Genomic DNA, 20818 nt, shown 5'->3' with positions numbered 1-20818 from the left:
TTTTAATTAAAATGTTACGTTAAGACCTACAGATACACTTTTATCTCTTGGATATGATAAATATTCCATTCCAGCTGAAGGAACACCATTCAATGATTTATCAGTATCTACCTCAGGATCTGTTCCTGAATACCCTGTTATTATAAATAAATTAGAAGCATTTACATATAATCTTGCTGTAGACATTTTAAATCTATCCAAAATAGCACCTTTAACTGTATAACCAAAAGTTAAGTTACCCATTCTTAAGAAATCTCCTTTTTCTAAGTATTTAGTAGAAGGTGAATTTGGATCTCCTTGCGCTTGAGCAGATGTAGCTGCTTCTTGAGTTACGTTTCTACCACCTAAGAAAGCTCCTTTAAAGAAATAAGCATTCGTAGTATTGTTGTAAATGTAATGTCCAAAAGCACCATAGAATGAAGCTCCTAAGTCAAAATTCTTGTAAGTAAAGTTTGTATTGAAACCAACATTGATTTTTGGTAACGGTTGTTTGTCTAATAATTTTTTAGCTGCAGTACCTAAACCAGTATCATTTCCTGCTGCATCAGCGTAAATTGAATTTCCTGTTGAATCATATCCTCTCCACTCATACATGTAATAAGAATAGATTGGTTTGTCATTAGTAATAACTTGTGCATAAGCACCTGATAAACCTTGACCGTTAATTCCACCTGTAGAAATGAAACCCGCAAAATTTGTCATTTTATTACTTAAGAATGAAGCATTCCCAGAAACATCCCAACTAAAATCTTCTTTGTCAATCACTTTATAGCTTAAAGAAACCTCAAAACCTTTATTGATTAAGTTTCCTGGTAAGTTTTTGAAACGTGGAGATGGAGGACCTGGTTGCGTTGCTGCAGCAGGAACAGGGAAGATTAAATCTTTAGTGTCTTTTTGAAAATAATCAACTGTACCAGTTAATCTGTTATTGAATAATTCAAAATCAGCACCTACACCATACGACTTAGTAGTTTCCCATTTCAAATCAGCATTTGCGTTACTATCTACATTCAAACTTCCGTTTAGACCATAAGCCCCTCTTGAAATAGCTGAGTTAGGTGCAAATTCTTGGTTACCTGTTTTACCAAAGTTTCCTCTAATTTTAAAATCATTTACAATCCCGTCTTTATTTTCAACTACTTTGTAAGCGATACCTACAGATGGGAAATAATCGTATTTATTATTTACCCCTAATTTTGTAGAACCGTCAGAACGTAAAGTTCCAGTAAGAATTAATTTATTATATAAAGTTGCATTAACTCTTGCGAAATAAGACTGTAATTCCGATCTGTTTCTAGCAGAATAAACTCTAAACTCATTTTGAAGACCACCTTCAATATTGTCAATCAAATTAGTTTGAGCCATGTCATACCCTTTACCTATTGCAGAATTTGCATCATAAGTATAGTCATAGTAAGAATAACCAACTAAAGCATCTAAATTAAAATTATCACTAAAATCATTATTATAATTCAATGTGTGCTCAAAAGTTTTATTAAACTTATTAATAGCATTAATTGACGCTTGACCATGTTTAACATCTGTAGATCCAGGAACTGAAGCTTGTGCCACATTCTGAATATCCATTGTAGGTAACAATTGACTTTTTCTACTAGAAGTTGAACTTTCGATACCAAATAAGAATTGGTATTTCAATTTACTGTTGATTTTCCAAGTTGTATTGATACTTCCTAAAAATTTATTAGTGTTTGTAAAATCTTTATAAGAATTCAATAATTGAACTGGATTCAAATATGTATTACTAACTACATTATAAGTACCATCTGTATTATAGATTGGCAAAGTTGGATTCCAGTACAAAGCAGTACCAATGATGTTTCCAATATATCCAGCATCGTTAGACAAGATAGTCGTTTCATCTTTTAATGAAGCATACATAATTCTTTCTTCTACTTTCAAAGCTCCACCAAAGAAGTCATTTGAGTTGTAAACAGTAGCCGAATATTTATCTAAACCTGTATTTTTTACAATACCATCAGTATTAGATGCACCCAAAGAGATTCTTGTATTCGAATTCTCAGTTGATTTTGTAAAAGATAAATCGTGATTCATAGAAAAACCATTACGTAAAACAGCATCTTTCCAATTGTAACTTCTAGATCCTTTATCATCACCCCCTGCAGCAACGAATTGCTCTGGAGTCATCACATCAAAATTCCCTGCCATTTTACTAAATGTCACAGAGCTACTGTATGCTAATTGTGGTTCTTTAGATTTTCCTTTTTTAGTTGTAATAACAATTACTCCATTAGCTCCACGAGAACCGTAGATAGCTGTAGAAGAAGCATCTTTTAATACACTAATGCTTTCAATATCATTTTGGTTTACGAAGTTCAAAGGATTTCTTGCAGAAGAAGCTCCTAATAAATTATCTCCACCTCCAGAAACGCTTCCTCCATCTAACGGCACACCATCAATAACGATAAGTGGTCCATTACCTGAACGAATAGAAGTATTACCACGAACTCTAATTGCAACTCCACCTCCTGGCTCCCCACTTGATTGTGTCACTTGTACACCCGCTACTTTACCTCTTAATAATTGTGCTGGTGAAGGAGAAGCTACATTGTCAAAATCTTTTGCACCAATCTGGTCAACTGCACCAGTTGCATCTTTCTTTTTAACTGTACCGTAACCTACAACAATCACTTCTTGTAATTCAGCTGAGTCTTCTTTTAAGATAACCTTAACTGAAGTTTTTCCTGCTACATTTACTTCTTGAGCTTTAAGACCAATGTAACTAAAAACTAAAACTGCATTTGCTCCAACATTTCTGATAGTAAACTTTCCATCGAGATCTGTTTGTGCTCCAATTGTTGTTCCTTTAACTAATATTGAAGCCCCTGGAAGTGGACCGCTAGCGTCAGATACTGTACCAGACACATCTTGCGAATACGTCAAACTTGTACATAGTACCGTTAGAAACACCATCAAGCCTTTGATTAGACTATTTTTCATACGTAATAAATAAGTTGGTTAATAAATTGTTTAAATGGTTTTGTTTAAATTCAAAACCAAACTTAGACAAAATTTATGAAAATTTTAAGAAACCTTTAAACTATAACGTTTTCGTTAAGCCGAAAACGTTTTCGATTTTAAAATTAATCCTTCAAAAATTTAATAATAAAATTATATAAAACATAAAAAAAATAAGAATAATTATTAATTGTCATGATTTTTTAAGTTTTTAGAGGTAAAATGATTGCATTTTTGTTAAAAAAAACGGCCTAAACTAGAAAACGTTGCAGATTAGTTATTCTTTTGCCATTTTTTTTGATTTTTATTCAAAACAGATTTAAACTTATTACCTATGCGTTTCGTACTATTTATCCTAAAAAACCTAAAACCAACAACATACCTATTAAAGCAGAGAATATACAGGGAAATTTAAAAAACAAATGCATCTATCCTCATTTCATTGGATAGATGCATTTGTGGTAAAAAAATGTTAAATAAATAATAAGGAACTATTCTATTTTTATGGTCTTATTATCTACACCAAGGCCTATTATTTTTAAAGATTTCCATTGTTTTGGCAAAAGTCCTTTGTTGTACTTCAAGCCTTCATCAGTTTGTTCTACTCCACCAAAACCATAAATTACAGCTTGAAGCATCGCTCCTGCCCCTGTTGCAAAATAAGGGTTATTACTATTAGCTGATTCAGAAAATACCCCAAAAGGAGGGCGACTGTTTGGCATATATGATTTTACAAAGTAACTATACGCTTTTTCCCTATCTCCCAAACGGGCATACAAAACAGATAAAACTCCGGAAGCCATGGCTGGTCCGTCTTTAGGGTCTATTTTAGCAGCATAATACTCCAAATCCTTTTCAATTTGTTTTTTATCTGTAATTACATGTAAAGGGTACGCTAATAAATTCACATCGGCTTGTTTAATTATTTGTCCGTCATATCCTTTATAATTTTGAGTAATCCCGTTTTTTGAATGAATAACCAAATGATCCGAAACTTCAATCCATCTAGGATCAATTGGTTCTCCTAGAATTGTAGCCGCTTTAATTGTATTCTTTAAAGATTCAATAGCCGATGCATTAGTAAAAGCATTGTCATCTATATGTTGCGCATATTCATCTGCACCCACAACATTTAATATAGAATAACTACCATCTTGATTTTTTACCACTCTGCTCACCCAAAAATCAGCAGTCTCTTTCAAAACATTCCATTCTTTTTTCAACCACGATTTATCCTGTGTATAGGTGTAGTAATTCCAAAATGCTATAGAAACATCAGCTGTAATATGTTGTTCAAAAATACCTGTCAATGCCCAAGTTGGAGTTGCCTCCTCACCTGTATCATCAGATTCCCATGGAAACATTGCTCCTTTATACCCATAAACAGTTGCTTTTTGTTTTGCTTTTTGTAAACGATCTGAACGGTAATCTAAACATGATTTAGCCATATCAGGTTGTAAAGCCAAAAGTGTTGGATACATCCAAAGCTCAGAATCCCAAAAAATGTGTCCATTATATCCTTGAGAAGACAATCCCATTGGCGCAACACTTTGTCTTGTTTCTGGACGGATAAATGAATATAAGTTATACAATGCAAAACGCACTCTTTGTTGTGATTCTAGATCTCCTTCAATTTGTATGTCTCCCGTTTTCCATAATTCAGCCCAAGCTTTTTTATGTTTATCTAATAATTTATCAATTCCTTCTTGAAGTGCATATATGGGTTGTCTTTCGGATTCATTTAAAGGATCCGTAAAATCTTTGGAAGTACAAATTCCACCAGCAATCGCAAATCTATATTTTTTGCCTTTCAAAAGTTTTTTCGAAAAACCAACTTCATTTCCTGTTTGCTTTAAAGTCTCATTTTGTCCATCAAACAAAAATGTAGTAGATGCCGAAACAATATATTTCCCAAATAAAGTTTTTGCCGTAGTTCCAAAAACTGGCATCATATATTGATTGTCTTTTAAAACACGAAATTGACTTTTGGCTTCTTTCAATTCATCGGGAACAACCATATAATTATTAGCTACAATTTCTATATCTTTTTTAGGGGTGATTTCTACAATAGCCATAGCTGAGTACGGAATTGCCCTATTGGCCAAAATAGTATAATCTACAGCAACCAAATCTTTAAAAGTAAATGAAGTAGTACTCATTCCCTCTTTCATTGAAACCACCTGACTCCAATTATCAATATTATCTGATTTAATTTCTTGATTATTAATCGACAAATGAAGGTTTAAAAATTCAATTCCTCTCACAATTCTACTTATTCCATTTTCAGGACTGCCTTCATAAACGCCATTTAAAATAATTTCTTTTGTTTTCAACGGAGTATCATCAGTGACGATTCCAATTTGACCATTGGCCATAGCCACACCATAATAATTAGCTCTTGAATTAGCGTACAAATGCCATTCATCTGATTTTGTTTGTCCAAAAACAACTGGGCCCACTAAAAGCACTAATAAAAAAATCTTCCTGTATACAATCATAATATTTCTATTTTTTAATATTTCAAACTTACATAATTAAATACTTAAGCATCCTTTTATTTCTTAAAAAGCCGAACCGATAACGTTTTCGGAATTTCGAAAACGTTATCGATTTTTTCAAATGTGATTTATTCAAAATGAATGTTAATTTTATGATAAAAAAACACAACCCATAATTAAATGAATATAAAATTACAAAAAATATTATTTTTAAGCATAATTTCGGTAGTATTATCATTCTATTCTTGCGCTAAAAAATTAGAAAAAACAGCAATAACTGTTAATTCTAATGAAAAAATAGTAGTTGACTCAACAAAACGGTACAAAGAGCCTTTCCGACCACAATTTCATTTTACTCCAGAAATAAAATGGATGAATGATCCAAATGGATTAGTTTATTATAAAGGCATCTATCATCTATTTTATCAGTATTATCCAGATGACATCGTTTGGGGACCGATGCATTGGGGGCACGCTACTAGTACTGACTTAATTCATTGGGAACATAAAAAAATAGCACTATTCCCTGACAAACTTGGACTTATATTCTCAGGAAGTGCCGTTGTCGATTTAAAAAATAATTCAGGATTAGGAACTCTTGAAAACCCTCCCATGGTTGCGATTTTCACTTATCATAATATGGAAGGTGAGAAATCAGGTAGAAAAGATTTTCAAACACAAGGATTAGCTTACAGCTTGGACGAAGGTAATACTTGGCTGAAGTACAATGGAAATCCAATCATAAAAAACACCAACCAAAAAGATTTTAGAGATCCGAAGGCTTTTTGGAATCCAGAGACAAATCTTTGGAATTTAGTTTTAGTAGCAGGTGATCACGCTCAATTTTACACCTCCAAAAACTTAATTAATTGGGAGTTTGAAAGTGAATTTGGAAAAAACACAGGAGCACATGGAGGTGTTTGGGAATGCCCCGATATTTTCAAACTAAAAGTAGCCGATTCAAAGGAAGAAAAATGGGTGTTGCTTATAAGCATCAACCCTGGCGCACCGAATGGTGGTTCAGGTACTCAATATTTCATTGGTGACTATGACGGTGAAAATTTCATAAGCGATCAAAAAGACATCAAATGGCTAGATTACGGTACAGACAATTATGCTGGTGTCACCTACAACAACACCCCTGATGGCAAGCGTATTTTTATTGGTTGGATGAGTAACTGGAATTATGCAAGAGATACGCCAACTAAAAATTGGAGAAGCGCTATGACATTACCGAGAGAACTTTCACTTGAAAAAATAAGCAATAATTATGTATTAAAAAGCAAACCTGTTGAACAACTACAAAAACAATTAAAACAGGACTATTCGAATAAACTAATTGCTTTGAAAGCAAACGAAAAAGCAGTTGTTAATTATGGAAATTTAAATCAATCTGAAATTAAATTCACAGGAGAAAATAAAGATTTAAAGTTTATTTTCTCAAATGAAGCACACGATTCTTTAAGAGTAGAGTACAATGCCAAGCAGAAAACATTTTCTATAGACAGGCGCCATTCCGGAATTGTCGCTTTTGAAGAAAGCTTTGGGAAACAAATTCACAAAACAGTAATTCCTAATGTTATTTCGAAAACTATTGATTATCAAATCATCATGGATTGGTCATCAATTGAAATCTTTCTAAACGGAGGGATTTATAGCTTTACTGAACAAATTTTTCCAAATAAACCGTACACAAAAATGATCCTAATATCGAGTGAAAATCAAGATATAAAAGATTTCACAATCCACTATATAAAAGACATTTGGAATAAAAAATAAACCAAAAAACAATAAATAAACAACCAAAAAACCAATAAATGAATAAAGTTAGAAACTGGTCTCTCACCGTAGCGGTAGCGGGATTTTTATTTGGATTTGACACTGTCGTCATCTCCGGAGCCAACTTGCCAATCAAAGAATTGTGGCATACTACTCCCCTGTTTCACGGAATTTTCATAATGTCAATGGCATTATGGGGAACAGTATTAGGTTCATTACTAGGAGGAATACCATGTGATAAATGGGGACGAAAAAAAACATTATTTTGGATTGGAATATTATTTTTGGTATCGGCTATAGGTTCGGCATTAGCACCTAATCCATATATATTCTCGTTTTTTAGATTTATAGGTGGTATTGGCGTAGGTGCTTCGTCTGTTGCGGCACCCATTTATATATCAGAAATATCTACTCCTGAAAACAGAGGTAAATTAGGTACCCTGTTTCAATTCAATATCGTCTTTGGAATCTTAATCGCCTTTTTTTCCAATTATTTATTTGAAGGATTTGGAGGAGTTAATGATTGGAGATGGATGATAGGAATAGTAGCTTTACCTGCACTTGTTTATAGTTTAATTGTCACACAAATACCCGATAGTCCCCGCTGGTTGATCTTGAAAAAAAGGGATGATACAACTGCTATGAACGTACTGGAAATGATTTATAACAAAGAAGATGCTTTAGCCAATTTTAACGAAATAAAAAAGGACCTTGTTGAAGACTCAGCTTTTAAAGAAACTATTTTCTCTTACAAATATAAACTACCTGTAATCTTAGCTTTTTTGCTGGCTTTCTTCAATCAATTATCTGGAATCAATTTCATCCTATATTATGCCCCAGAAATATTAGAAATGGCGGGATTAGGATCTAAAGAATCTTTAATGAATTCTATTTTAATTGGATTTACAAACCTGATTTTCACCCTTGCAGGGATGCGGTTAATTGATGTTCTAGGAAGAAAACAATTAATGTTAATAGGATCTATTGGTTACATTTTAAGTTTGGGAATGGTGGCCTTGGCCTTTCTTAATAATCTAGGACCAATTGTTTTAATGGTATCAATTCTCGTATTCATTGCTTCTCACGCCATTGGTCAGGGAGCAGTAATTTGGGTGTTTATTTCTGAAATATTTCCAAATAACGTTAGGGCAAATGGACAGTCATTTGGAACAGGGATCCATTGGATTTTTGCTGCCTTAATCACTTTGGCTGGTCCAGTAGTAATCGATTTATTCAAAGAAAATCCTTGGCCAATTTTCGCTTTCTTTGCGTTTATGATGGTATTACAGTTAATATTTGTCTTATTTATGATGCCTGAAACAAAAGGTTTGTCACTAGAAGATTTAGAACATAAAATGCTTAGCAATGGAAAATAATTTACAAAAACCTAATGTAGTATGTTTTGGAGAAGTGCTTTATGATGTTTTTCCAACGCACAAGAAAATTGGTGGAGCACCACTAAACGTGGCTTTACGTCTTGCATCCCTGGGCATAAATACTCAAATAGTAAGTCGTATTGGTAATGATGAAATTGGAAAAGAACTCCTGTCTTTCATAAAGAAAAACAAAGTAAAAACAAATTTGATTCAGGTTGATCCTGTTTATAAAACGGGTGAAGTAATAGTAGAATTAAACGACAAAGGATCGGCATCTTACACTATTAATTATCCTGTGGCTTGGGATAAAATTGAATGCAATCCAGAAATAGAAAATACAGTAAAAAAAGCAGATGCATTTATTTATGGCAGCCTAGTTTGCAGAGATTCTACCTCTTTTGAGACCTTAGTTGAATTAATAGGATACGCTAAATACAAAGTATTTGATGTCAATCTACGCGCCCCATTTTACAAGAAAAAAGTACTTATTAATTTGATGATGCAGTCTGATTTTATCAAGTTTAATGATGAAGAGTTGTACGAAATAAGTAAGTTTCTAAATTCACCTTACCATTCTTTAAAGCAAAATATCCTTTATATAGCTGAAACAACAAATACAAGTCGCATATGTGTAACATTAGGGTGCCATGGAGCCATTTTATATTATGACGATACGTTTTATTACAATAGTGGATATGAAATAAAGGTAGCGGACACTGTTGGAGCTGGAGATTCATTTTTGGCCGGTTTAATTAGTGAATTACTAACCCAAAACGACCCTCAAAAAGCTCTTGACTTTGCTTGTGCTTTAGGTGCTCTTGTTGCTGAAAAAGAAGGAGCTAACCCAATAATTTCAAATTCAAAAATAACTAAATTCATGAATCCAATATAAGTAATTATGAAACCTATATCTGTTTTTACACTAACGCTATTATTTATAAGCATGACTATTAACGCACAAATTGATAAAAATCTAATAATCCCAGTTAAAGATGCCAAATGGTGGAAAGAAGCTGTTGTTTACCAAATATATCCTAGAAGTTTTAAAGATAGCGATGGTGATGGAGTTGGAGATTTGAAAGGAATAATATCTAAATTAGACTATATAAAAAGTCTTGGAATTGATGCCGTTTGGCTAAATCCAATCTATACTTCTCCAAATGACGATAATGGATACGACATTAGTAATTATCGGGAAATCATGAAGGATTTTGGGACTATGGAAGATTTTGATGTTTTGTTGAAAGAAATGCATAAACGCAAAATCAAACTTATCATGGATTTAGTGGTCAATCACAGTAGTGATGAACATGATTGGTTCAAACAATCCAGAAGTTCTCGTGACAACCCATATAGAGATTATTACCATTGGTGGCCAGCCGAAAAAGGAAAGCCTCCCTACAGATGGAGTTTCTTTGATGTAAATAGTGAAGCTTGGAAATACGATGCGAAAACGGATTCCTATTATCTACATTACTTCTCACAAAAACAACCTGACTTGAATTGGGAAAACCCAAAATTACGAGAAGAAGTATACGATATCATGCGTTTTTGGCTGGACAAGGGAATTGATGGATTTAGAATGGATGCTTTTCAATTTGCCTCAAAAGATACAACTTGGCCAGAATTACCAAAAGGGTATGAAAAAGACATTATAAAATACTATGGTGTAGGACCCCATTTACATGAGTATTTACAAGAAATGAATAAAAAAGTATTTAGCAAATACGACATCATGACTGTAGCCGAAGGTGCTGGAAGTTCACCAGCAGATGCATTACAATTTGTAGATCCAGATCGAAAAGAACTGGACATTGCGTATCATTTTGAAAGTGTTGACATTGGTAAGCATGTGCTTGATTTTGGCTTAGTAAAATATAAAAAAATATTTTCGAGATACGATAATGCATTCAAAGACAAAGGATGGTTAGCCATTTTTCTTGCTAATCATGATCAACCAAGAATGGTGAGTAAATTTGGAAATGACACCCCTAAATTTAGAGAAATCTCTTCAAAAATGCTTTCAACTTTTATCCTGACTATGAGAGGAACTCCTTTTTATTACAATGGAGATGAATTAGGAATGGTTAATATTCGTTTTGATTCTATTGAAGATTATCAAGATGTAGATACCCGTAACAAATACGTCGGGTTGAAAAACAAGAATGGAGATTTAGAAGGATTCTTAGAAGGACAAAAACAAACTTCAAGAGAAAATGGACGTACCCCTTTTCAATGGAACACTACAAAAAATGCAGGTTTTACATCAGGAACTCCGTGGTTGAAGGTAAATCAAAACTTTAAAACGGTAAATGCTGAAGAGCAAGAAAAGGACCCAAAATCAGTTTTGAATTACTTTAGAAAATTAGTTCAAGTCCGTAAAGAAATTCCCGCACTTATTTATGGTAAATATACCTTATTGGATGAGAACAACTCAGCTGTATATGCCTATACAAGAGAACTCAACAATAAAAAAATATTGGTTTTATTAAATTTTACCAATAAAAAAGCTACCTATAATTTAAATTTCAAGCTAGGCAAACATGAAGTGATTTTAGATAATTATGAAGATTGTAATAAAGTTAAAAGCAATTCATTAAGACCCTATGAGGCGATGATAATTCATTTTGATTGATTTAGAATAATTAGTTCAACTACCACATAGCGTAATCAACTATAATTTTTAATGTAACTGTTTATTTGAAATCTGAATTACAATAAATAAATTGTAAGTTTGTTTTCAAATAAACAGTTTTTCATTCTAAACAATCTGGAAATCAATTCATGAAAGAAGCTACTCTTAAACAAATCGCTACTCAACTAGGGGTGTCAATTACAACTGTTTCTAAAGCACTGAAAAATTATCCTGATGTTAGTGAAAAAACAAAAAAAAAGATTGTAGACTTAGCAATTAAACTAAATTATACCCCAAATAGTTTTGCAGTTAACTTACGAACAAAAGAATCAAAAATTATAGGAGTTATAATACCCACGGTGGATTACAATTTTTTTTCCAAAGTTTTCAAGGGTGTGCTAGAAGAAGCTGAAAAAAGAAAATACCAAGTAATAATATTACGCTCCAATGAAAAGCTAGAGGTTGAAAAAAAACAAATTGAACTTTTATTAAACAAACGAGTTGACGGAATTATAATGTCACTTTCTAATGAAACTGGGGATTTTAATCATATTAAAAACATAATTAAACATAAAACTCCTTTAGTTCTTTTTGACAAAATCGCAAAATTAGTCAACTGTTCAAAAGTGGCAATCAATGATCGAAAAGCAGCTTATGATGCTGTAAATTATCTTATCAAAAAAGGGCATAAAAAAATTGCCCACTTTCGAGGATCCTATATGCCACAAAATTCTATAGATCGTTTTTTAGGTTATAAAAAAGCACTTGAAGATAACAATATTGTGTATGACCCCTCACTAGTATATTTATGTGATAATAATACCGATTTTGAAGACGGGTATGAAAATGCGAAAAAAGTTTTAGTGGAACACCCAGATATTGAAGCCATTTTTGCTATAACTGATCTCGTGGCAGTTGGAATAATAAAATACTTTAATGATATAGAGCTAAAAATACCCGCACAAATAGCAGTTTTTGGCTTTTGCAATTCATTCATGTCCGAAATAATAACTCCAAAGCTAACAACAATTGACCAACCAGGATTTGAAATTGGCAACAGAGCGGCTTCCATTTTATTTGATGAAATTGACTTAAAAAAGAAAAACAAACCTGTCGTCTTTCAATCCATTGAATTAGAAACTAAAATAATTGAAAGGGATTCTGCATAAAATTTAATCTAGATTATTCTTTGTGAATTTATTTTTAATAAATACTACCTGAATTTTAACTAATCTAATTTATTCGTTAAATAAAAAAAATAACACACATTTAAGATAAAAATTAATATCTTGGTAAAGAAAATTACACCTCCATTTTATTTAAAAATAAGTCTAAACGAGTTCCAGACCTTAAAATAGAAAAATAGTTGATTCGAAAATGTATTTTTTAAACTTAAACTATTAGAAAATTAGTTCATGAAAGACATCACTCTTAAAGAAATTGCAACAAAATTAGGTATTTCGATAACGACCGTATCTAAAGCATTAAAGAACTACCCTGATGTTAGTGAAAAAACTAAAAAAGCGGTCATTGACCTTGCACAAAAATTGCATTATACCCCAAATAGTTTTGCAGTAAACTTAAGAACAAAAGAATCCAAAACTATTGGTTTAATTATTCCAGAAGTAATGCATCATTTTTTTTCCAATATTATTAATGCAATAATTGATGAAGCTGAAAAAAATGGTTACCTGGTTATCATTTTACAATCAAACGAGTCATTAGCCTTAGAAAAAAAACAAGTTGAACTACTAATTAACAAACGAGTAGACGGGATTTTAATCTCCCTATCTAATGAATCAAATAATGACGAACATATAAAGGAAATTATAAATAGAAAGATTCCATTTGTCATGTTTGATAAAATATCTAAACTTTCTAAGTGTTCTAAAGTAATTATTGATGATCAAAAAGCGGCTTTTAACGCTGTTCAGCATTTAATTGATAATGGGTGCAAAAAAATTGTTCATTTGCGTGGCCCATTAAACCCACAAAATTCTATTGATCGTTATATTGGATATAAAAAAGCTTTAGAGAAAAACAACATTCCTTTTGATTCAAAATTAGTATACACTTGCGAAAATGTTACATTTGACGAAGGTGTTTATTTTGCCAAACACATAATAGAAGAACATCCAGATGTAGACGGAATATTTGCAATCACTGATTTAGTAGCAGTAGGTGTATTGTCCTATTTTAACGATCATAAAATTAAAGTTCCAGAACAAGTAAAAATAATAGGATTTAGTAATTGGTTTATGTCGCAAGTATTGACTCCAAAATTGAGTACTGTAGATCAACCGAGTAATGAAATGGGTGTTGTATCATTTAATCTACTATTAGAAGAGATGAACTGTCATAAAAATGATATCGCCTTTACACCTAGAACTATCGAACTAGAAACCAACGTATTAATTAGAGAGTCCTCATTAAAAACCGATAATTAGATTTACACACTAAAAAAAAGCTACTTAATAAAATCAATATTACGCTTAATACCTTGAAATTTTGATCTTTTTAACGGAGAGTCTTTAAATACCGCTTTAAAAGTTTCTTCAGTAATTTCATTCCAATCTTTTTTACTAAACTTTAATAATTCGGGATTTGGATTAAATAATGGTTCACTATGAGGTTTAGAGAACTTATTCCAAGGACAAACGTCTTGACATATATCGCAACCAAAGGCCCAATCATCAAATTTCCCTTTCATCTCTATTGGAATATTTTCTTTAAGTTCGATAGTAAAATAAGAGATGCATTTGCTGCCATCCACGACGTAAGGAGCAACTATTGCTTCTGTGGGGCAAGAATCTATACAAGCAGTGCAAGTACCGCAATGATCAGTAGTAGCGTAATCATAGTTTAATTCCAAATCAATAATTAATTCGGCAATAAAGTAAAAAGAACCTGCTTTTTGAGTCAATAAATTACTGTTTTTACCAATCCATCCCAAACCACTTTTGGCTGCCCAAGCTTTATCCAACACTGGAGCTGAGTCAACAAAAGCACGTCCTGACACCTCTCCTATTGTAGATTGAATAGAAAAAAGAAGTTCATTTAATTTTTCTTTGATGACAAAATGGTAATCTTTACCATAAGCATATTTTGAAATTTTATAAGAATCAGTTTCTTGAAATTGTTCTGGGTAATAATTTAGGAGTAAAGAAACCACACTTTTTGAATCATCAACCAGTAAAGTAGGGTTTAAACGTTTGTCAAAATTATTTTCCATATAGGACATTTGTCCGTTATGGTTGTTATTTAGCCAAGTTTCTAATCTTGGTGCTTCTTGTTCTAAAAAACCAGCTTTGGATATACCACATGAAAGGAAACCGAGCCGTTTCGCTTCTGCTTTTATAAATTGGGTATATTTTGTTTTAGAATTAATAATATATCTTATAAATGATGTTTTAGCCCTGATGGCAGCGGCATCCTTTACTTGCTTTCTTTATGCAAGTAAAGATATAGCGGACAGCAGGAAATAGCTTCTTAAAAATTAAAACAAACCTCCTTGAATATTAGAATTAACTTTCCCTAAATGCTTATATGCTTTTTCGGTGACTTCTCTTCCTCTAGGAGTTCTCATAATAAAACCTTCTTGAATCAAAAAAGGTTCATATACCTCTTCAATTGTTTCACTACTTTCCGAAACCGCCGTTGCTAAAGTAGATAACCCTACAGGGCCTCCCTTGAACTTATCAATAATAGTATTTAGAATTTTATTGTCCATTTCATCTAATCCGTGTGCATCAACATTTAACGCTTTTAAGGCATAACGAGCGATAGCAACGTCAATAGTTCCGTTTCCTTTAATTTGGGCAAAATCACGTACCCTACGCAACAAAGCATTTGCGATACGAGGTGTTCCTCTACTTCTACCAGCAATTTCAATGGCTGCTTCTAAAGAAATAGGCATTTTCAAAATACTTGCGCTACGTTCTACGATAGTTGTTAATAGTTCTGCTGTATAATATTGCAAGCGTGATGATATTCCGAAACGAGCCCTCATAGGAGCCGTTAAAAGACCTGAACGAGTAGTGGCACCTATTAATGTAAATGGATTTAAATTGATTTGGACCGTACGCGCATTTGGTCCAGATTCAATCATAATATCGATCTTAAAATCCTCCATTGCTGAATATAAATATTCTTCCACAATGGGGCTCAACCGATGGATTTCATCAATGAATAAAACATCTCTTTCCTCAAGATTAGTTAGCAAACCAGCTAAATCGCCCGGTTTATCTAAAACAGGACCAGATGTGATTTTTATACCCACCTGCAATTCATTAGCCAAAATATTAGCCAATGTAGTTTTCCCTAATCCTGGAGGTCCATGGAAAAGGGTATGGTCCAAAGCTTCATTCCTTTGGTTAGCTGCTTCAACAAAAACCTTAAGGTTTTCTAACACTTGATCTTGTCCAGCAAAATCATCAAATGATAAAGGTCTTAATTTTTTTTCAAGATCAAATTCTTCCGAATTATAACCATTGGTAGTTGGATCTAGATTCTCATTCATACAACAAAGATAAGACAAAGTTAGAACTAAAAAAAAATGCCTTTCCATTTAGAAAGGCATTTTATATATAAATAAAATCTAGTGATGTAAAACTTCTTCACCTGGTTTCATTGGAATATTTTGAGGAACAAAATCTTCGACATGACTTGGGTTACTATAATCATATGGCCATCTATGAACTTCCGGAATTTCTCCAGGCCAGTTTCCATGCATATGTTCTACAGGCGCTGTCCATTCAAGAGTATTAGATTTCCAAGGGTTTTGTACCGCTTTCTTACCGTAGAAAATACTGCTAAAAAAGTTATACAAAAATACCAATTGAAAAGCTCCACCAATTAATGCGAAAGTAGTAATCAATACATTTACGTTTTGTAAATCATCAAATAAAGGAAAATTAGTATTTGTATAATAACGTCTTGGTAAACCTGCTAGTCCAATAAAGTGCATTGGAAAGAAAACACCGTAAGCACAAATCGCAGTTACCCAAAAGTGAACATACCCTAAGTTTTTATTAAGCATTCTTCCAAACATTTTAGGAAACCAGTGATAGATTCCAGCAAACATACCATAAAGAGCAGAAATACCCATTACTAAGTGAAAGTGTGCTACAACAAAATAAGTATCGTGAACATTAATATCTAATGTACTATCTCCTAATATAATTCCAGTCAATCCACCAGTAATAAAAGTAGAAACTAATCCGATAGAGAATAACATTGCTGGATTTAATTGTAGATTACCTTTCCAAAGAGTGGTAATGTAGTTAAAAGCTTTAACGGCAGATGGTATTGCAATCAATAGAGTTGTAAAGGTAAATACAGAACCTAGAAATGGATTCATTCCTGAGATAAACATATGGTGACCCCAAACAATAGTTGATAAAAATGCAATAGCTAAAATTGACATAATCATCGCTCTATAACCAAAAATAGGTTTACGTGAATTTGTAGCAATAACTTCAGAAGTAATACCCAATGCAGGTAGCAAAACGATATAAACCTCAGGATGTCCTAAAAACCAAAACAAGTGTTCGAACAATACTGGAGAACCACCTTGATAATGTAATACTTCACCCGCAATATATATATCAGACAAGAAGAAAGAAGTACCAAAACTTCTATCAAAAATCAATAATAAAGCAGCTGATAAAAGAACAGGAAATGAAACGATACCAATAATAGCGGTTACAAAAAATGCCCATATAGTTAAAGGTAGTCTAGTCATAGACATTCCTTTTGTTCTCAAATTAATTACTGTAACTACATAATTCAAAGATCCCATTAAAGAAGATGCAATAAATATAGCCATTGAAACTAACCATAAAGTCATACCTAAACCAGAACCTGAAATAGCCTGAGGCAATGCACTTAAAGGAGGGTAGATTGTCCAACCAGCATTAGCAGGACCTGATTCTACAAAAAGAGACCCAATCATGATTACGCTAGACAAAAAGAATAACCAATACGAAATCATATTCATAAAACCAGAAGCCATATCTCTAGCACCAATTTGAAGTGGAATCAATAAATTACTAAAAGTTCCACTTAACCCAGCGGTAAGTACAAAAAATACCATTATAGTTCCATGAATAGTAACTAAAGACAGATAAATATCGTTAGCCATTACACCATTGGGAGCCCATTTGTCTCCTAATAATATATTAAATATTTTAAAAGACTCCTCTGGCCATGCTAATTGCATTCTAAAAAGCATTGACATACTAACTCCAATAATTCCCATAATAATACCAGTAATAAGGTATTGTTTAGCAATCATTTTATGATCAATACTAAAAATGTATTTAGTAATGAAAGTGTCTTTATGATGATGTTCGTGTTCGTGATCGTGTCCGTGATCGTGACCTTCTGCTGACATATATGTATACTTTAAATATTCTTATTAATTATTTCATAGCTATTTTAGAAATAGCTGCTGTATCTTTTGATTTTAAAGAATCTGTACTTATTGCACCTTCAACAGGAGCTGGTGTATTAGCTTCTTTTACTTGTTGTACTAAAATTGCTTGCTCAGACAACCATTTTTTATAGTCTTCTGGAGTATCAACAATAATTTTCATTTGCATATTATAGTGAGATGCACCACAAATTTTGTTACAAAGAAGCAAATAATCAAATGAATAAGGATCAAGAGCAGTTTCTCCTTTTGCAACTAAAGCAATACTTTTCTTAGCTCTTAAAGCATTAATATTAGAAACCTTTTCTACCATATAAGGTAATTCTCTATATTCAGCTGTAGTATAAATTGGTTCAAAAGCAAATTCTGTAACCATTCCAGGAACACAATTCATTTGCGCTCTAAAGTAAGGCATATAAGCTGAATGCAATACATCTTGAGATCTCATTTTAAAATGAATCTTTTTTCCTTTAGGAATATGTAATTCAGAAACCACAATATCATCTTGAGAATAAGGATCTGCAAGATCAACACCTAAAGTATTGATTCCTTCAATGTATCTAACATTTGCTTTTCCAAGAACATTATCTTCTCCTGCAATTCTAGCTGTCCATTTAAATTGTTGTGCATATAATTCTACTACAACAGTATCATCTTCATCATCGATGAACATAATATTTGTCCAAGCATATAATCCGTAAAGAATTAATCCAGCTAAAACAATTGCAGGAATTACACTCCAAATCGCTTCTAATTTATTATTATCAGCAAAATACAATGCTTTTTGATCTTTTTTACCTCTATATTTAAAAGCAAAATAATGTAATAAAACTTGCGTAATTGCTTGAACAATAAAAATTAAAACCCAAGTAATGTTCATCAAGTTGTCAACCTGACCTCCATGTGCTGATGCTGGTGTATGAAGAACTAAAGGTCCCCATTGAAACAAACCATATATAGTAAATATATATATGAAAGCTAAAAAGCCAAACATCAAATAACCTTGAACATTATTATCATTATCAGAAGCTATCTGAGAACTGTCTGAATCAGAACCTACTTGCGTAAGGTCAAATATTTTAGTCAATTGCCATAAAGCAACAGCTAATAAAACTAAAACTATAATTACCAACAAACTTGTCATCTGTTTATTTCTTTAAATATTAATAATGAAAATGTTTACTCTCTTCGATGTAAGGATTTCTTTTTGGCAATAAAGGCGCTTTAGTCAATGCTGTAAAAACAACATAAATAAATAAACCTAAGAAGAAAAGTACAGAAGCAATTTCTGATATTCCAATAAACCACTTATCACCTACTGTTCCTGGCATAATCATATTAAAAAAGTCAATATAATGTCCAGTTAATATTACTACCCCTGCCATAACAAGTATCCAAGTAATTCTTTTGAAATCTGTATTTACTAAAATTAGTATTGGGAATACAAAATTCATAACAACAGCACCAAAAAAGGGCAAATTATATAATTGTATTCTAGTTACGAAATAAGTAATCTCTTCAGGAATATTAGCATACCAAATCAACATAAATTGAGAGAACCAAAGGTAAGTCCAGAAAACACTAATCCCAAACATAAATTTAGCTAAATCATGGATATGACTTGTATTTACATATTCTAAATACCCTCTTGATTTCAAATACAAAGTAACCATCGCAATCATTGTGATACCACTTACGAAGAAACTAGCAAAAACATACCATCCAAATAAAGTACTAGACCAGTGAGGATCTATTGACATGATCCAATCCCACGACATAATTGATTCAGTAACGATAAAGAATACTAAAAAACCAGCCGTTATGTTAAAATTCTTTTTGTAGAAAGCATCATCTGTTGCTTCATCTTGAGCTAAACAATTCTTTCTTGAATAAAACCTGTAAAGATTCCATCCAATTAAAAATACTGCGGCTCTAACAATCCAAAAAGGAAAGTTTAAATATCCTGACTTACCAGCAATAATTTTATCAAAATTAGGACTAGTAGGATCTGTAACACCTTCAACTAACCAAGCAAATAGATGATTAAAATGAAGACCACAAAGAATCAAGATAACAAAGAATATAACTGAACCTACAGGCAAATAAGCTGTGATTCCTTGCATTACTCTAAACAAAACTGGAGACCAACCTGCTAATGCAACTTGCTGAATTGCATAAAAAGCTAATACTCCCATTGAAAGCAACATAAAGAAAATACAAGCTACATATAATGCTGCCCAAGGCTTATTTTGCAATTGATGCAAAACATGAGTTAAGTGCTCTTTATGCTCTGTAGCTTCATTTGTATCTTTAACTTCTTCATGAGAAGCTTTAACAGCATGAGCTTCATCAGCTGATTCATGCTTAACCTCACCATGACCTTCATGGCTTTCAGAAGCAAGAATTTTCTCCACTTCTTGAATATCTTTAGGTGCATTTAAAAAACCATATCCAATTCCTAAAAGACCAATAGCCATTAAGACGAGAGAAAAAGTTTTTAATTTACTTGAAAATGTATACATATCTATTACGATCAGTTTGTTCAACAATTATAATTGGCTTTTTAGTTTTAAAACATAGTCAGCAACTAACCATCGCTCATGAGCGCTTAATTGATTAGCATGAGACCCCATTGCATTTAAACCATAAGTTTCAACAAAAAAAATACTCCCTTCTGTGATAACCCTATCTTTATAACTAGGCACTCCAAGAAATTTTTCTCTTTCAACTAATTTACCTTTACCATTTCCAGCTGCACCATGACAACTAATACAGTAAATTTCAAAAAGTTCTTTACCTTTTCCAGAATTTCTATCTAAAGAATCTAATGGAGATTTAAGGTTAGCTTTAGCTAGTTCATAATCAGCAGTTGTATTCTCATAAGCAAAAGGCTCAAAACCTCTATTTATAGTACCAGCTACTGGAAGTTGTCCCTCTTTACCATTATTGAATGCATTAGACTCTGAATATGTTTCATACCCAACAGACTCGTACATATTTGGAAAATACTGATAGTTTGGTGCGGAATTATTATGACAAGACGTTACTAATATAGTGATGCCAAATAATAGTGTTATTTTATATATCGTTTTCATATCTA

At 32.4% G+C, this 20818-nt stretch carries 14 protein-coding genes; 6 read left to right on the top strand and 8 right to left on the bottom strand.

All coding sequences use genetic code 11. From position 1 onward, the window contains the following. Positions 1–6 precede the first annotated feature (6 nt). The gene (locus tag AB3G39_RS04400; RefSeq protein ID WP_367772178.1) at positions 7–2979 is read right to left on the bottom strand and encodes a SusC/RagA family TonB-linked outer membrane protein; all 2973 of its coding nucleotides are present in this window, start codon (positions 2977–2979) and stop codon (positions 7–9) included. Between the two features lie 509 nt (positions 2980–3488). Beyond that, complete coding sequence (locus tag AB3G39_RS04395) at positions 3489–5495, bottom strand: glycoside hydrolase family 65 protein (RefSeq protein ID WP_367772180.1); 2007 nt, start codon at positions 5493–5495, stop codon at positions 3489–3491. 180 nt (positions 5496–5675) lie between these two features. Here AB3G39_RS04395 and AB3G39_RS04390 point away from each other — a divergent pair, with 180 nt between their 5' ends. From AB3G39_RS04390 to AB3G39_RS04365, 6 genes are all read left to right on the top strand, one after another. After that, entirely contained in the window at positions 5676–7274 is a 1599-nt protein-coding gene (locus AB3G39_RS04390) for a glycoside hydrolase family 32 protein (RefSeq protein ID WP_369766103.1), read from the top strand. A gap of 38 nt (positions 7275–7312) precedes the next feature. Beyond that, positions 7313–8650, top strand: a complete 1338-nt coding sequence (locus tag AB3G39_RS04385) for a sugar porter family MFS transporter (protein WP_367772183.1) — start codon at positions 7313–7315, stop codon at positions 8648–8650. Beyond that, on the top strand, positions 8640–9542 hold the full coding sequence (locus AB3G39_RS04380) for a carbohydrate kinase (RefSeq protein ID WP_369769708.1): 903 nt from the start codon (positions 8640–8642) through the stop codon (positions 9540–9542). The genes AB3G39_RS04385 and AB3G39_RS04380 overlap by 11 nt, the downstream gene beginning before the upstream one ends. Positions 9543–9593: 51 nt before the next feature. Continuing rightward, positions 9594–11285 (top strand): alpha-glucosidase, encoded by a 1692-nt coding sequence (locus tag AB3G39_RS04375; RefSeq protein WP_369766260.1) that lies wholly within the window; start codon positions 9594–9596, stop codon positions 11283–11285. Positions 11286–11434: 149 nt separating this feature from the next. Further along, on the top strand, positions 11435–12454 hold the full coding sequence (locus tag AB3G39_RS04370; RefSeq protein ID WP_367755400.1) for a LacI family DNA-binding transcriptional regulator: 1020 nt from the start codon (positions 11435–11437) through the stop codon (positions 12452–12454). A gap of 246 nt (positions 12455–12700) precedes the next feature. After that, on the top strand, positions 12701–13732 hold the full coding sequence (locus AB3G39_RS04365) for a LacI family DNA-binding transcriptional regulator (protein WP_369766101.1): 1032 nt from the start codon (positions 12701–12703) through the stop codon (positions 13730–13732). A 20-nt stretch (positions 13733–13752) separates the two neighbouring features. Here AB3G39_RS04365 and queG read toward each other — a convergent pair whose 3' ends face one another. The 6 genes from queG to AB3G39_RS04335 all read right to left on the bottom strand — a co-directional run bounded on the left by queG (position 13753) and on the right by AB3G39_RS04335 (position 20813). Further along, the gene (gene queG, locus AB3G39_RS04360) at positions 13753–14676 is read right to left on the bottom strand and encodes a tRNA epoxyqueuosine(34) reductase QueG (protein WP_369754103.1); all 924 of its coding nucleotides are present in this window, start codon (positions 14674–14676) and stop codon (positions 13753–13755) included. 105 nt (positions 14677–14781) lie between these two features. After that, entirely contained in the window at positions 14782–15804 is a 1023-nt protein-coding gene (ruvB, locus tag AB3G39_RS04355) for a Holliday junction branch migration DNA helicase RuvB (protein WP_367755404.1), read from the bottom strand. A 78-nt stretch (positions 15805–15882) separates the two neighbouring features. Further along, positions 15883–17679, bottom strand: coding sequence for a cbb3-type cytochrome c oxidase subunit I (locus AB3G39_RS04350; RefSeq protein ID WP_369752607.1), 1797 nt, complete (start codon positions 17677–17679; stop codon positions 15883–15885). A gap of 28 nt (positions 17680–17707) precedes the next feature. Next, positions 17708–18862 (bottom strand): cytochrome c oxidase subunit II, encoded by a 1155-nt coding sequence (locus AB3G39_RS04345; protein ID WP_369752608.1) that lies wholly within the window; start codon positions 18860–18862, stop codon positions 17708–17710. A gap of 19 nt (positions 18863–18881) precedes the next feature. Beyond that, on the bottom strand, positions 18882–20240 hold the full coding sequence (locus tag AB3G39_RS04340; protein ID WP_367772190.1) for a quinol:cytochrome C oxidoreductase: 1359 nt from the start codon (positions 20238–20240) through the stop codon (positions 18882–18884). A 27-nt stretch (positions 20241–20267) separates the two neighbouring features. Continuing rightward, a complete protein-coding gene (locus AB3G39_RS04335; protein ID WP_367755412.1) occupies positions 20268–20813 on the bottom strand; it encodes a cytochrome c in 546 nt (181 codons plus the stop codon). Positions 20814–20818: the final 5 nt, after the last annotated feature.

The organism is Flavobacterium sp. WC2416, from assembly GCF_041200095.1.
In the GTDB taxonomy this organism is placed as follows: domain Bacteria; phylum Bacteroidota; class Bacteroidia; order Flavobacteriales; family Flavobacteriaceae; genus Flavobacterium.
This window is presented reverse-complemented; position numbering and strand designations above follow the sequence as displayed.

What these genes read in the sequence shown, in the direction of transcription:
- AB3G39_RS04390 (WP_369766103.1), top strand. Translation starts at nt 5,676, where the DNA reads ATGAATATAAAATTACAAAAAATATTATTTTTAAGCATAATTTCGGTA.
- AB3G39_RS04335 (WP_367755412.1), bottom strand. Translation starts at nt 20,813, where the DNA reads ATGAAAACGATATATAAAATAACACTATTATTTGGCATCACTATATTA.
- AB3G39_RS04345 (WP_369752608.1), bottom strand. Translation starts at nt 18,862, where the DNA reads ATGACAAGTTTGTTGGTAATTATAGTTTTAGTTTTATTAGCTGTTGCT.
- AB3G39_RS04370 (WP_367755400.1), top strand. Translation starts at nt 11,435, where the DNA reads ATGAAAGAAGCTACTCTTAAACAAATCGCTACTCAACTAGGGGTGTCA.
- AB3G39_RS04375 (WP_369766260.1), top strand. Translation starts at nt 9,594, where the DNA reads ATGACTATTAACGCACAAATTGATAAAAATCTAATAATCCCAGTTAAA.
- AB3G39_RS04340 (WP_367772190.1), bottom strand. Translation starts at nt 20,240, where the DNA reads ATGTATACATTTTCAAGTAAATTAAAAACTTTTTCTCTCGTCTTAATG.
- ruvB (WP_367755404.1), bottom strand. Translation starts at nt 15,804, where the DNA reads ATGAATGAGAATCTAGATCCAACTACCAATGGTTATAATTCGGAAGAA.
- AB3G39_RS04380 (WP_369769708.1), top strand. Translation starts at nt 8,640, where the DNA reads ATGGAAAATAATTTACAAAAACCTAATGTAGTATGTTTTGGAGAAGTG.
- AB3G39_RS04365 (WP_369766101.1), top strand. Translation starts at nt 12,701, where the DNA reads ATGAAAGACATCACTCTTAAAGAAATTGCAACAAAATTAGGTATTTCG.
- AB3G39_RS04350 (WP_369752607.1), bottom strand. Translation starts at nt 17,679, where the DNA reads ATGTCAGCAGAAGGTCACGATCACGGACACGATCACGAACACGAACAT.
- AB3G39_RS04385 (WP_367772183.1), top strand. Translation starts at nt 7,313, where the DNA reads ATGAATAAAGTTAGAAACTGGTCTCTCACCGTAGCGGTAGCGGGATTT.
- AB3G39_RS04395 (WP_367772180.1), bottom strand. Translation starts at nt 5,495, where the DNA reads ATGATTGTATACAGGAAGATTTTTTTATTAGTGCTTTTAGTGGGCCCA.
- AB3G39_RS04400 (WP_367772178.1), bottom strand. Translation starts at nt 2,979, where the DNA reads ATGAAAAATAGTCTAATCAAAGGCTTGATGGTGTTTCTAACGGTACTA.